At 71.6% G+C, this 12339-nt stretch carries 13 protein-coding genes; 7 read left to right on the forward strand and 6 right to left on the reverse strand.

The annotated features are described in order from the left end of the window. Positions 1 to 47 precede the first annotated feature (47 nt). Both ACFT2C_RS06960 and ACFT2C_RS06965 read right to left on the reverse strand, forming a co-directional pair. On the reverse strand, positions 48 to 869 hold the full coding sequence (locus ACFT2C_RS06960) for an OmpA family protein (RefSeq protein ID WP_377206296.1): 822 nt from the start codon (positions 867 to 869) through the stop codon (positions 48 to 50). Then, positions 866 to 2650, reverse strand: coding sequence for a helix-hairpin-helix domain-containing protein (locus ACFT2C_RS06965; RefSeq protein ID WP_377206297.1), 1785 nt, complete (start codon positions 2648 to 2650; stop codon positions 866 to 868). The genes ACFT2C_RS06960 and ACFT2C_RS06965 overlap by 4 nt, the downstream gene beginning before the upstream one ends. A gap of 242 nt (positions 2651 to 2892) precedes the next feature. Between ACFT2C_RS06965 and ACFT2C_RS06970 the strand changes: the two genes are divergently transcribed. After that, positions 2893 to 3243 carry a histidine triad nucleotide-binding protein gene (locus ACFT2C_RS06970; protein ID WP_377206298.1) on the forward strand — a complete coding sequence of 117 codons (351 nt, stop codon included), beginning with the start codon at positions 2893 to 2895 and terminating at the stop codon, positions 3241 to 3243. On the opposite strand, the gene ACFT2C_RS06975 is transcribed toward ACFT2C_RS06970, so the two are convergent. Genes ACFT2C_RS06975 through ACFT2C_RS06985 form a run of 3 tightly spaced genes read right to left on the reverse strand, consistent with a single transcriptional unit; the run spans position 3244 to position 5992 of the window. Next, the gene (locus tag ACFT2C_RS06975) at positions 3244 to 4059 is read right to left on the reverse strand and encodes an FAD:protein FMN transferase (RefSeq protein ID WP_377206299.1); all 816 of its coding nucleotides are present in this window, start codon (positions 4057 to 4059) and stop codon (positions 3244 to 3246) included. 14 nt (positions 4060 to 4073) lie between these two features. Next, the gene (locus tag ACFT2C_RS06980; protein ID WP_377206300.1) at positions 4074 to 4544 is read right to left on the reverse strand and encodes an FMN-binding protein; all 471 of its coding nucleotides are present in this window, start codon (positions 4542 to 4544) and stop codon (positions 4074 to 4076) included. 17 nt (positions 4545 to 4561) lie between these two features. Next, entirely contained in the window at positions 4562 to 5992 is a 1431-nt protein-coding gene (locus ACFT2C_RS06985; RefSeq protein WP_377206301.1) for a ferric reductase-like transmembrane domain-containing protein, read from the reverse strand. A 147-nt stretch (positions 5993 to 6139) separates the two neighbouring features. Between ACFT2C_RS06985 and ACFT2C_RS06990 the strand changes: the two genes are divergently transcribed. The 6 genes from ACFT2C_RS06990 to era all read left to right on the forward strand — a co-directional run bounded on the left by ACFT2C_RS06990 (position 6140) and on the right by era (position 11784). After that, positions 6140 to 6820 (forward strand): response regulator transcription factor, encoded by a 681-nt coding sequence (locus ACFT2C_RS06990; protein ID WP_377206302.1) that lies wholly within the window; start codon positions 6140 to 6142, stop codon positions 6818 to 6820. After that, complete coding sequence (locus ACFT2C_RS06995; RefSeq protein ID WP_377206303.1) at positions 6817 to 7794, forward strand: sensor histidine kinase; 978 nt, start codon at positions 6817 to 6819, stop codon at positions 7792 to 7794. The genes ACFT2C_RS06990 and ACFT2C_RS06995 overlap by 4 nt, the downstream gene beginning before the upstream one ends. A gap of 138 nt (positions 7795 to 7932) precedes the next feature. Further along, complete coding sequence (locus ACFT2C_RS07000) at positions 7933 to 8988, forward strand: PhoH family protein (protein WP_377206304.1); 1056 nt, start codon at positions 7933 to 7935, stop codon at positions 8986 to 8988. Then, the gene (gene ybeY / locus ACFT2C_RS07005; protein ID WP_377206305.1) at positions 8985 to 9437 is read left to right on the forward strand and encodes an rRNA maturation RNase YbeY; all 453 of its coding nucleotides are present in this window, start codon (positions 8985 to 8987) and stop codon (positions 9435 to 9437) included. The genes ACFT2C_RS07000 and ybeY overlap by 4 nt, the downstream gene beginning before the upstream one ends. A 5-nt stretch (positions 9438 to 9442) precedes the next feature. Beyond that, positions 9443 to 10834: a hemolysin family protein gene (locus ACFT2C_RS07010; RefSeq protein WP_377206306.1), complete on the forward strand. Its 1392-nt coding sequence runs from the start codon at positions 9443 to 9445 to the stop codon at positions 10832 to 10834. After that, complete coding sequence (era, locus tag ACFT2C_RS07015; RefSeq protein ID WP_377206307.1) at positions 10831 to 11784, forward strand: GTPase Era; 954 nt, start codon at positions 10831 to 10833, stop codon at positions 11782 to 11784. The genes ACFT2C_RS07010 and era overlap by 4 nt, the downstream gene beginning before the upstream one ends. 59 nt (positions 11785 to 11843) lie before the next feature. Here era and ACFT2C_RS07020 read toward each other — a convergent pair whose 3' ends face one another. Next, a complete protein-coding gene (locus ACFT2C_RS07020; RefSeq protein WP_377206308.1) occupies positions 11844 to 12296 on the reverse strand; it encodes a MarR family winged helix-turn-helix transcriptional regulator in 453 nt (150 codons plus the stop codon). Positions 12297 to 12339: the final 43 nt, after the last annotated feature.

Below are 12339 nucleotides of genomic sequence, written 5' to 3' on the forward strand. Positions count from 1 at the left end.
TTGCGGGTCTTGACGCCTCGACCCGACAAATACCCAGCACTCAACGATCAGTTCGCTACGTTGAACTCCACGCGGCGGTTCTTCTCCAGGTCCGCGAAGGTTCTCGGGACCACCAGCGGGTCCGACTCGCCGTAGCCCTTCGACGTCAGCCGGTCGCTGTCGATGCCGAGCTCCACCAGCCGGTCCAGCACCTCCTCGGCGCGGCGCTCGCTGAGCTCCTGGTTGTGCGACGTAGTGCCCACCGAGTCGGTGTGCCCCTCGATCCGGACCTCGACCTCCGGGTGCTCCTCGAGCACCTCGGCGGCCTCCCGTACCACACGCCGACCGTCCGCGGTCAGGCGCGCGCTGTCCGTGACGAACGTGATGTTCGGGATCTCGACCAGGTCCTCCTGGGCCTGCTCCCGCTCCTTGCGCGTGGGCTCACGCTCCGGCTTGTCGCCCTCGGGCTCGGCCGTCTCGCCGTCCGTCGGCTCGCTGTCGGACGGCGGGTCGGTCGCCTCGGGCGAGGGCGTCGCCTCGGCGGTGGCGCTGTCCTCGCCCGGGGTGCTCTCGGGATCGCTCGCAGCGGCGGCCTCCGCCGACGCCAGGCCGTCCGGCGTGTACGCCACGGTGGTGCGGATGCCGTCCACGTCGCCCACGACGTCGGCCGCCGCCAGCGCGTCCGCGTCGGTCGGCGCGGTCACGTCGGCGTCGCGGCCCGTGAGCTCGACCTCCACCGCGCCGAGCCCGGCCGCCGAGAGGGCCTCCTGCGCGCGCTCCGTCAGCTTCGACTCGATCTGATCGCGGAACCCCGTGTCCTGGACCCCCGAGAGCACGCCCAGCCCGAGGACCGCGACGATCACCGGAGGGAGAACCGCCCGCAGGTTCATGCCTTGACCTCGGACTCCGCGGACTCGGTGTCGCCGCCCCCGGCCGCCGTCCTCGCCTCGTCAGCGGCGAGCGCCGCGGCCTTGGCGTCCGCGTCCTCGATCTCGTCGACGTCCGTGTAGTCCACGTCCTCGCTGAACTTGGCCCGCCGCTCCTGACCGCCCACGAGGTAGTCCTGGTACTCCCGCAGGGCGTCCTCGTCGCCGTTCGCCAGGAGCTTGGCCTGCTCGGCCCAGCTCGCGGCGGCCGGGGCGAACTTGATGCCGCCGTCGGCGAGTGCCCCGCGCAGCTCGGACTCCGACGCGGCGGCGACCTTGGCGTAGGTCGTGTAGCCGGCCGACTTGAGCGTGGCCTCGATCTTCGGGCCGATGCCCTCGATGCGGCGCAGATCCTGCGGCTCGGGCTCGGGCTCGGGCTCGGGCTCCGGCGTCGGCTCGGCCGCGGCGGCCTCCGCCTCGTCCTCGGCAATCGCCTCGGCCTTCGCGTCGGCGCCCGCGATCTCGTCGACGTCGGCGTAGTCGACGTTCTCCTTGAACTTCGAGGCGCGGTCCTGGCCGCCGATGAGGTAGTCCTGGTACTCCCGCAGGCCGTCCTCGTCGCCGTCGACCAGGTACTGCGCCTGGTCGGCCCAGCTCGTGGCGGCCGGGGCGAACGTGATGCCCGCCGAGGACAGCGCCTCGCGCAGCTCGTCCTCGCTCGCGCCGGCGACCTCGGCGTAGGTCGTGTAGCCGGCGGACTTGAGGGCCGACTCGATCTTCGGCCCGATGCCCTCGATGCGCTGCAGGTCCTGCGGCTCGGGCTCGGGCTCCGGCGTCGGCTCGGCCTCGACCGCGGCGGCCTCCGCCTCGTCCTCGGCGATCGCCTCGGCCTTCGCGTCGGCGCCCGCGATCTCGTCGACGTCGGCGTAGTCGACCTTCTCGTTGAACTTCGCGCGCCGCTCCTGGCCGCCCACGAGGTAGTCCTGGTACTCCTCCAGGCCCTCGGCGTCGCTGTCCACGAGGTACTGCGCCTGGTCGGCCCAGCTGCTGGCCGACGGCGCGAACTTGATGCCCTGGCCCGCGACGGCCTCGCGCAGCTCGTCCTCGGTCGCGGCGGCGATCTTGGCGTACGTGGGATAGCCGGCGGCGACCAGCGCGGACGCGATCTTGGGCCCGATGCCCTCGATGCGCCGCAGGTTGTCGGGGGTCTCGGGGGCGTCGGCCTTCGCGGCGGGCCCGTCCGCTTCCGGCGCGGCGGCTGCCTTGGCCGCGGCGTCCGCCTCGGCGGCCTTGCGCGCGACGGCCTCGGCCTCGGCGACGACGTCGGCCTCGGCGGCCTCGACGTCGGCCTCGCCGTCAGCTGCGTCCGCCGGCTCGCTCTCCGCGGCGTCGTCACCCGCACCGTCGGCGGGGGCGTCGGCCTGGTCGGCGTCGGCGTCCGACGCGCTGTCCGCGACCGGGAGCACCGTGTCCGTGCCGACGGCGGTCTCGGGGTCGGGCGATCCATCAGTGCCCGTATCGGAGGCGGCGACGGCGAGCGCGCGCACCGGCTCGGCGTCGGCCTGCTCCGTGTCCGCATCCGTACCGGCCTCGGCACCCGCCGCAGTCGCGGCAGCCTGCTCCGTCTCGGCGCTCGACGCCGACCGGGCGGCGGTAGCGCGCGCGGCGGCCTCGGCCTTCTCGGCAGTGTGTTTGCCCTTGGCACGGTGGCCCCAGACGAGCCAGCCGATCCAGATGCCGATCGCGAGGCCGATCAGGGCCGCGATGATGATGAATGCGAGCGATTGGGCGATGAACCAACCCACGCGAACCTCCAGGTGACTCTGTGTGTGGTGTGAGGGCGACGACGAGGCCCGGCGGGATCGACCCCGGCGAAACGGTGCCGCAGTACGCCAATCTCCCTCGAATGCCGCAAACTCTCCCACATCCCTTTCACCCAGGCATTTCCAACTATGTAACGGTATGGAAAATCGTGGCGAAGGCCGTCCGGCGCGGGTCGGCCGCCTGCGGGAGCCGTCCCCCGACGTCCGCCGGTAGCCTGCGAGACATGACGAGCACCGACAGCCCTGACTGCCTCTTCTGCAAGATCGTGGCGGGAAGCATCCCGGCGGACATCGTCGCGTCGTCGGACACCGCCGTCGCCTTCCGGGACATCGCGCCCAAGGCGCCCGTGCACGTGCTCGTGGCGCCGAGGGAGCACTATCCGGACGTCCCGGCCTTCGCGGCCTCGGATCCCGCGGGGCTGGCGAGCCTGATCGCGCTCGCCGACGGCGTCGCCAGCGAGCTCGCGGACGGCCAGTACCGCCTCATCTTCAACACGGGGCCCAAGGCAGGGCAGACCGTCTTCCACGTGCACGCCCACCTGCTCGCGGGCGGGGACCTGCCCGGCTTCGCGTGATCAGCCGGCGCGTTCCGTGACGGTGACCTCCGTGCTGCCGGTCCAGCGCCGGATCCGCCCGTCGGGAGCGATCAGCATCCCGGACTCGCTGCGCGCCTCGTCGAGCCAGCCGAGGTCGTCGAAGCCGGCGACGACGGCGGTGGTCGCCCAGAGATCGGCGTGAGTGAGCCGGTCGGATACGACGGTCGCGGAGCGCACAGTGGTCGCCGGTCGTCCCGTCCGGGGATCGATGATGTGCTGCCCGCGTTCGCCGGTCCCCGAGGTAGCCACAGCGCCGTCGCCGACGTCGACAGTGGCGAGCGTGGCCATCCGGTCGTCGGGGTCGGCGATGCCGACGTGCCAGCGCCAGGCCGATCCGGGGGCGGTCAGCAGCTGCATGTCGCCGCCTGCGTTGATGCCTGCCGCCTCGACCAGCGGCTCGGCCAGCAACGGCCGCAGGAACCGGGCCGCCGCTCGCTCCACCGCCCAGCCCTTGACCAGCCCCGTCGGGTCGAACCAGCCCTGCCACCATGCCGAGAACCTCCCGCGCGTCGCCGCCTCGGCGGCCTGGCTCTCACGGAGCACCTCCGCGACCATCGGGTCGGCGTCCGCCAGGTCCAGCTCTCCGCGGGCGATTCGGCGGATGTCGGAGTCCTCGCGGAACGTGGAGAAGACCCGGTCGACCTCGCGCAGGTCGTCGAACGCGTGCCCGGTGGCGCGCCCGACGGCCGGTGTGTCCCGGTCGCGGTCGAGGTCACCGAGGATGACGTGGACGCTGATCGGCATCCCCATGATCTGCTGGACCTCGATCAGCCGGCGGAACCTGTTCTCGCGCACGATCGTCGCCCCGGTCAGCCGCGCGCCTGGTCGAGGGCGCTCTGCAGGGAGTCGAGGTAGCCGCCGCTGGTGACGGTGGCCCCGGAGACCATGTCGATCTGCGTGTTCTGCGCGTCGAGGACCTCACCGTTGAGCACGGGGATGGCGTAGCTGTTGATCCGGTCGTCCGTGCTGTTTCCCGTGGGGTACTGGAGGGCCTGGGCGTCGGTGATCTGTCCGCCCGAGACCGTGATCTGCACCTGCACCGGGCCCCACCGCGTCGAGGCGGTAGTTCCCTGGTAGGTGCCGTCGCTCAGGCCCGTCGAGGTCCCCGACGTCGTGCCGCCCGAGCTGGTCGTGCCGCTCGAGCTGTTGCCTTGGACGGTAGGTGAGAGCGCCTGAGGTTCGAGCGCCGTCGGCGTGACCACCTCGGTGGAGGTCCGGTAGCCGAACAGCAGCACCAGGCCGGTGAAGGTGGCCAGCAACGCGTAGACGATCCTGCTCATGATCACTCCTGTCGTTTCTAGATCGCGAAGGCCTCGGAGTGGATCCGCGAGGGCGCCACGCCCAGGCGGTCGAGGTCGGCGCGCACGGCGTCCATCCACGGCACGGGTCCGCAGAGGTAGACGTCGTACTGGGCCAGGTCGGGGGCCAGGTGCGCGATGAGCTGGGTCCCCTGCCACTGCTCGTAGAGGCGCGGCAGCCAGGGGGAGCTCACGCTGGTGCGGGGTCCGTCGAGCGGCACGTGGCGGACGCCCCGCTCCCGGACGAGCTCGGCCACGGCCTCGCTCAGCAGAGCCGCCTCCGGACGGCTGTCCCGGGTCACCAGGGTCGCGGCACCCGGCGCGTACGGCTGCTCCTGCAGCAGGGAGACCAGGGGCGCCACCCCGGCACCGGCGCCGAGCATGAGGAGCTTGGTGCCCTGCCGGTGCGTTCCGACGAGGTGGCCATACGGCCCCTCGATCAGCACCCTCGTCCCTGGGCGCAGGCGCCCCAGGCGGTCTGTGCCGTCACCGACGACCCGTGCCGTGAGGCTCAGCCCGTCCGCGCCCGGACGGGCGGAGATGGAGAACGGGTTGCCGCGTGACCAGCCGGGCCCGTCCAGGAAGCGCCAGACGAAGAACTGCCCGGCCTGGACGCGCAGCCGATGCAGGTTGCGCCCGGTCAGCCGCACGGTCACCCCGTCGCTGCCGTCGGGCACCACCTCGGCCACGCGGAGACTGTGCCGCGCCGACCGCACGAGGGGGACGATCACGCGGTAGACCAGGGCGCAGCCGGCGGCCACCGCCCACAGCGTCCACCAGTACCAGGTTGCCGGCGGCGAGGCGAGGAAGTCGGCGCCGGTCCAGAGCTGGTGCGGCAGCGCCAGCCCCACGCCCAGGTACGCGTACAGGTGCAGCATATGCCAGGACTCGTACCGCATCTTGCGGCGGGCGCGCCGGATCGACAGGCCGACCACGCCGAGGAGAAGCAGCGTGCCCGCCGCGGCCAGCAGCATGCCGGGGTAGTCCACGACCAGCTGCCAGAGCTGCGCGAGGAACCCGGTCTGCGCCGTGCCCGCGTAGCCGAAGGTGATCAGCACGATGTGCGCGAGCATCAGCCAGAACGACCAGAACCCGGTGAGGCGGTGGCCCCGGGTCAGCGCGTCGTGGCCGAAGGCCTTCTCGAACAGCGGGACCCGGGCCATCAGCAGCACCTGGTAGAGCAGCAGGTTCGCCGCCACCAGCCCGGTGATCCGGCCGAGCGTGGTCAGCATCGGCGCGCCGCCCTGCACGGTGGACTGGATCCCACCGCCGTCGACCCACAGGGCCACCACGAACAGGCTGGTCAGCCAGAGGGCGGCGACCCCCGCCGTCCGCCACAGACGTAGGCTGCGCCGGCCGCCGTGCCCGCGCGGAGCGTGCGACGGGACAGGTCGTGCCGAGGTCTGCCTACCGCTTACCAGAGTGTCCATGCCCACAGCGTCAGGCCCGGTCTCTAAGACTGGGCTCAGAAATCGGGCCCGGGGCGCGCGGATCCAATTCTCAGCGAACTCTTGGAGCGTGGGCGGAGGATAGGCATGATCCGGAGCAGCGCTCCACGAACGCCCAGGGAGGCGAGCATGGACTCCGAGACCGCCCCGTCGCGGCCCGCGCTCCTGGTCGTGGAGGACGACCTGGCGATCGCGGGGATGATGTCCGAGGTCCTGTCCGAGTACTACGAGGTCGACCACGCCGTCGACGCCGAGCGCGGGCTGGACCTGTGCCTGCACCGGCACTACGACGTGCTGGTCGTGGACCGCCGGCTGCCGGGCAAGGACGGCGTGGCGCTGATCGCGGCGGTCCGCCGGGCCCGGATCAACACGCCGGTCCTCATGCTGACCGCCCTGGGCACGGTGGACGACAAGGTCTCCGGCCTCGACGGCGGTGCGAACGACTACCTGGTCAAGCCGTTCGAGTTCGACGAGCTGCTCGCACGCCTGCGGGCGCTCCGGCGCGGCTTCGCGGCGGACGGGAGGCGCCGCTACCTCGGGGACTGGATCTACACGCCGGACAACCAGACGATCTACTCGCCCACCGGCGCGCGCATCCCGCTGACGACGACGGAGAACGCACTGCTCGACCTGCTCAGCTCCAGCCCGGAGCACGTGTTCTCCCGTGACGAGATCCTGCACGCGGTATTCAGCGCCGACGACTCCCCGGGGAGCGTCGACACCTACGTGCACTACCTGCGCAGGAAGACCAGCCGCCAGATGGTCGAGACCGTCCGTGCTCGGGGATACCGGGTAGGTGACCTGCCATGACGGAAGTCGCCGACCGGTCGCGCGTGCGCCGAGCCGCCCTCTCGATCGGTCTCTACGTCGGCATCGCCTCCGCCGTGCTGACGGTCGCGGGAGTGGCTGTGCTGATCACGACGATCTCGTTGAAGGCGCGGCAGGAGCGCGTCGAGCACGGCGTCGGCCACCCCCCGGACGGCCGTGAGGTGGCCTGGGTGGTGGAACGGGACGAGGTGATCGGCCTTGTCGTCGTGCTGGGCGTGATCGGCATCGTGCTGCTCGGGCTCGTCGCCTGGCTCACGGCACACCGGGCGGTCGCGCCGCTGGCGGAGGCGCTGCGGTTGCAACGGAACTTCGTCGCCGACGCCAGCCACGAGCTGCGCACCCCGCTGACCGTGCTCACCAGCCGGCTGCAGGTGCTGCAGCGCCGGCTGGAACGCGACGAACCCGTCGGGGAGGTGGTCGGCCGGCTGCGGGCCGACGCCGCGTCGATGGCCGACGTCATCAACGACCTGCTGCTCAGCGCCGAGGGGGCCGCGGAGCCGGGCGATCCGGTGACGGCCGTCGCCGACGCCGTCCGGACCACCGTGTCCTCGATGGAGGTCCTGGCGCACGAAGCGGGGCTCCGCATCGAGACCCGGGTCGACGCGGAGCCGACGGTCGCAGTGCCGCAGGTCTCCGTCGCGCGCTGCGTCGTGGCGCTCGTCGACAACGCCGTGCAGCACTCGCCCGCCGGTGCAGCCGTCGAGGTGCTGGTCGGGGTGGACGGCGAGATGGCGTCGGTTCGCGTGCGCGACAGCGGCTCCGGCATCCAGGGCATCAGCCCGGAGCGGATCTTCGAACGGTTCGCCCGTTCGTCGGAGAACCCGCGACGCCGGAGCTTCGGCCTCGGCCTGGCGCTCGTGCGGGACATCGCGCGCCGCTATCACGGCGACGTGACCGTCGAGTCGACGTCGCCGCAGGGGACGACGCTGCTCCTGCAGCTCCCGCGCACCCGCTGAGCTGTTCCCGAACGGCGAGGAGGCGCAGGCGGGCGACCCTGTGGAAAGACCGTGGCGGAGGCCCGGCAGATCGATAGGATGAGGACTGTCGTCATCCCTACCGCACGAAGGAGCGGATCGGCCCCGCGGGGCCGGCTCATGACAACTACGCCCAGTACACAGTCCCAGACCCGGATCGAGCACAAGATCGTCGTCCCGGCCCACATCCCGACGGTCGCGCTCCTCGGGAGCCGGGACTCGGTGCTGCGGGCCGTCGAGGAGGGCTTCCCCGGCGTCGACGTCCATGCCCGTGGCAACGAGATAGCGGTGAACGGACCGGCGGGCGACGTGGCCCTGGTCACCCAGCTGCTCGACGAGCTGATCGAGGTGGTCGAGGCGGGCACCCAGCTCACCCCCGAGGTCGTGAAGCGCTCGGTGGCGATGCTGAGCGACGCGTCGTCGTCGCGTCCCGCCGAGGTCCTCACCTTCAACATCCTGTCCAGCCGGGGCCGCACCATCCGGCCCAAGACGGTCGGGCAGAAGGCGTACGTGGACGCCATCGACACCAACACCATCACGTTCGGCATCGGCCCGGCCGGCACCGGCAAGACCTACCTCGCCATGGCCAAGGCCGTCCAGGCGCTGCAGGCCAAGCAGGTCAACCGGATCATCCTGACGCGCCCGGCCGTCGAGGCGGGGGAGCGCCTCGGGTTCCTGCCCGGCACGCTGTCCGAGAAGATCGACCCGTACCTGCGCCCGCTGTACGACGCGCTGCACGACATGGTCGACCCCGAGCAGGTGCCCAAGCTCATCGAGGCGGGCACCATCGAGGTCGCGCCCCTGGCCTACATGCGCGGGCGGAGCCTGAACGACTCCTTCATCGTCCTGGACGAGGCGCAGAACACCTCGACCGAGCAGATGAAGATGTTCCTGACCCGCCTCGGGTTCGGCTCCAAGATGGTGATCACGGGCGACGCGACGCAGGTCGACCTGCCCGGCGGCACCACCTCGGGCCTGCGCGTGGTCGAGGACATCCTGCTGGGCGTGGACGACGTCGAGTTCTGCCGCCTGACGTCGTCCGACGTCGTGCGGCACAGGCTGGTGAGCGACATCATCGACGCGTACGCGCGCTGGGACGTGCTCACGGACGACCGCCGTCCGGGCCGCCAGCCGCAGGACCACCGTCCGGGGAGCAACAAGAGGCAGCGCCGGTGAGCATCGAGGTCAACAACGAGTCCGGGTTCGAGGTCGACGAGGCGGAGTTCGCCGCGCTCGGCCGGTACGTGCTCGACGCCATGCGGGTGCACCCGCAGTCGGAGCTGTCGATCATCCTCGTCGACACCACCGTCATGACGGACCTGCACGTGCAGTGGATGGACGAGCCCGGGCCCACCGACGTCCTGTCCTTCCCGATGGACGAGCTCCGGCCGGGGCGGGACGGCGACGTCACCCCGGCCGGGACGCTCGGCGACATCGTGCTGTGCCCGGAGGTCGCGGTCACCCAGGCCAAGGCCGCAGGCCACTCCACCACCGAGGAGCTCCTGCTCCTGACCACGCACGGGATCCTGCACCTGCTCGGCTACGACCACGCCGAGCCGGAGGAGGAGAAGGAGATGTTCGCGCTCCAGCGCAAGCTCCTCCTGACCTTCCTCGCCACTCGGTGACCGGCGTGATCGTCCTGCTCCTGGCCCTGATCGTGCTCGTCGGCCTCTCGCTGGCGGGCATGCTCTCGGCCGGCGAGGCAGCGCTCCTGCGGGTCACCCGAGCGTCCCTGACGGAGGCGCTCGCCGAGGCGGAGCTCGGCCGGTCACCCGACCCGGAGCGCGCGGCCCGCATCAGGCGCGCCCAGGCGCTCGTCGTCGACCCGACGGCGATCGTCGCCTCCTTCGCGCTCGTGCGCGTCATGTCGGAGGTGGTCGCGATCGCGGCCGGGACCCTGCTCGTGCAGCAGATGCTGACGGGCCCCGGCCTGCCCGACGAGCTCACCGTGATGCTCATCGCGCTGGTCGTGGGCGTCGTCGTCGGTGTCATCTTCGTGCGGGTCTCGCCGCGCGCGCTCGGCTTCCGCAGGCCGGTGGCCGTCCTGCTCGCGCTGGTGGGCCCGCTGACCGGCGTCTCCCGCGCGGTCGCGTGGCTGACCCGGTTCTCGGTGCCGCGCTACGACCCGTCACCGCCCACCGAGGCCGAGCTGCGCGACATCGCCGACCGGGTGGGGGAGAGCCTCTCGGAGAGCAACGCCTTCGAGGAGTCCGACCGGGAGCTCATCCGCTCGGTGATCGAGCTGGGCGGCACCATCACGCGCGAGGTCATGGTGCCCCGCACCGACATGGTGACGGTCGCCGCCGGCACCTCGCTCGACCGCGTGCTGCGGCTGTTCCTGCGGTCCGGCTTCTCGCGGGTGCCGGTGATCGGCGAGTCGGTGGACGACGTCGTCGGCGTCGCCTACCTGAAGGACGTCGTGGCCGCGGTCCACTGGCCCGTGGACGACGGCGGCGGCGCGCGCGAGCCGTCCCAGCGCCCCGCGGCGGACGTCGCGCGCGATGCGGTGTTCGTGCCCGAGTCCAAGCCGATCGACGACCTGCTGCGCGAGATGCAGGCCTCGGCCAGCCACATCGCGCTCGTGGTCGACGAGTATGGTGGCGTCGCGGGCCTGGTGACCATCGAGGACCTCCTGGAGGAGGTCGTGGGCGAGCTCACCGACGAGCACGACACCGTGCCCGTCCAGGAGGTCGAGGATCTCGGCGGCGGCGTCCTGCGGGTGCCGGCCCGGCTGCCCGTGGACGAGCTCGGCGACCTGTTCGACCTGCGCCTGGACGACGACGACGTGGACACCGCCGGTGGCCTGCTCGCCAAGGTGCTGGGCAAGGTGCCGCTCGCGGGCTCGTCCGTCGAGGTGGGCGGCGTGCACCTGGAGGCGGAGCGGGTGGAGGGCCGGCGCAAGCAGATCTCGACCATCCTCGTGCACCGCACGGAGCCGGCCGATCCGGAAGACAGCAACGGCAGTCCCGACCAGCAGGACCACCGTGATCAGAAGCGTGACCAGAAGGAAGTGACCTCGTGAGCGACCAGACCACGGAACACCGCAGCGGGTTCGCCTGCCTGGTGGGCCGCCCCAATGCCGGCAAGTCCACCCTGACGAACGCGCTGGTGGGGCAGAAGGTCGCGATCATGTCGGCACGGCCGCAGACCACCCGGCACACGATCCGCGGGATCGTGCACCGGGACGACGCCCAGCTCGTGCTCGTGGACACCCCGGGCCTGCACCGGCCGCGGACCCTGCTGGGGGAGCGGCTCAACGACCTCGTGCGGGACACGCTGTCCGAGGTGGACGTCATAGCGTTCTGCCTGCCCGCCGACCAGAAGGTCGGCCCCGGCGACCGGTACATCGCGGCGCAGCTCGCCGAGCTGATGACGGGGCGCCGACGGGTGCCCGTCGTCGCCGTCGTGACGAAGTCCGACCTCGTGCCGCGCAACGACCTCATGGAGCACCTCGTCGCCGTCGACCGGCTCGCGCGGTCCGTGGACCGCGAGTGGGACGACATCGTGCCCGTCTCCGCGAAGGACGGCTACCAGGTCGAGGAGCTCGAGGCCGTCCTCATCTCCCACCTGCCTGAGGGCCCCGACCTGTACCCGGACGGCGAGCTGACCGACGAGCCCGAGGCCGTCATGGTCGCCGAGCTCGTGCGCGAGGCGGCCCTCGAGGGCGTACGCGACGAGCTGCCGCACTCGCTGGCGGTGGTCGTCGAGGAGATCGTCGAGCGCGAGGGATCTGGCGACCCCGCGAAGGGCAAGCCGTCGCTCCTGGACGTCCGCGTCAACCTGTTCGTGGAGCGCGACTCCCAGAAGGCGATCATCATCGGGCGCGGCGGGTCCCGGCTGCGGTCCGTGGGCACCGAGGCGCGGCAGGGCATCGAGAAGCTGCTGGGCCAGCGCATCTACCTGGACCTGCACGTGAAGGTCGCCAAGGACTGGCAGCGCGACCCGAAGCAGCTCCGGCGCCTGGGGTTCTGACGAGCAGCTGACCTGCGCGGACACCCGAGCGGGCTGGAAATAAGTAGAACTAAGCAACTCTAAGAAAGCTGGTCGATCAGGCCTCTGCTCCAGGCGCCGATCGCTACGGCCTGCTCCGGTGAGAGCCGGTCAAGGGCGAGCCGGCGGATGGTGCGCTCGTGTCCGCGGATCGCTCGCCCGACCACGTCCTTGCCCGACGCCGTCAGCGCGACGCCGGTCCGACGGCCGGCCGCACCTGCTTCGCTTCTCTCCAGCAACCCACGGCGCTCCATCCGCGTGAGCTGGTGCGCGACGCGGCTCTTCTCCCAGTCGAGCGAGCCGGCCAGGTCGGTGACCCGCATCCGTCCGTCGGGGGCCGCCTGCAGCTTCACGAGGATGCTGAACTCGGCCTTGGAGATCCCGAAGTCGTGCTGCAGGGCGCGGTCCACCTCTGTGGCGAGCAGCCGCTGTGCTTGCATCCACGCGTCCCAGAACGACCACTCCTCCGGCGACAGGGGTGCGGGCTCGGCCATGCGGACAGCCTAGCCACCCAGAGTTGACGAGACAACTCATGGC

Source organism: Promicromonospora sp. NPDC057138 (assembly GCF_042670845.1).
Classification (GTDB): Bacteria; Actinomycetota; Actinomycetes; order Actinomycetales; family Cellulomonadaceae; genus Promicromonospora.

What these genes read in the sequence shown, in the direction of transcription:
- ACFT2C_RS06990 (WP_377206302.1), top strand. Translation starts at nt 6,140, where the DNA reads ATGGACTCCGAGACCGCCCCGTCGCGGCCCGCGCTCCTGGTCGTGGAG.
- ACFT2C_RS07000 (WP_377206304.1), top strand. Translation starts at nt 7,933, where the DNA reads ATGACAACTACGCCCAGTACACAGTCCCAGACCCGGATCGAGCACAAG.
- ACFT2C_RS06985 (WP_377206301.1), bottom strand. Translation starts at nt 5,992, where the DNA reads ATGGACACTCTGGTAAGCGGTAGGCAGACCTCGGCACGACCTGTCCCG.
- ACFT2C_RS07020 (WP_377206308.1), bottom strand. Translation starts at nt 12,296, where the DNA reads ATGGCCGAGCCCGCACCCCTGTCGCCGGAGGAGTGGTCGTTCTGGGAC.
- ACFT2C_RS06960 (WP_377206296.1), bottom strand. Translation starts at nt 869, where the DNA reads ATGAACCTGCGGGCGGTTCTCCCTCCGGTGATCGTCGCGGTCCTCGGG.
- ACFT2C_RS06995 (WP_377206303.1), top strand. Translation starts at nt 6,817, where the DNA reads ATGACGGAAGTCGCCGACCGGTCGCGCGTGCGCCGAGCCGCCCTCTCG.
- ACFT2C_RS06980 (WP_377206300.1), bottom strand. Translation starts at nt 4,544, where the DNA reads ATGAGCAGGATCGTCTACGCGTTGCTGGCCACCTTCACCGGCCTGGTG.
- ACFT2C_RS06970 (WP_377206298.1), top strand. Translation starts at nt 2,893, where the DNA reads ATGACGAGCACCGACAGCCCTGACTGCCTCTTCTGCAAGATCGTGGCG.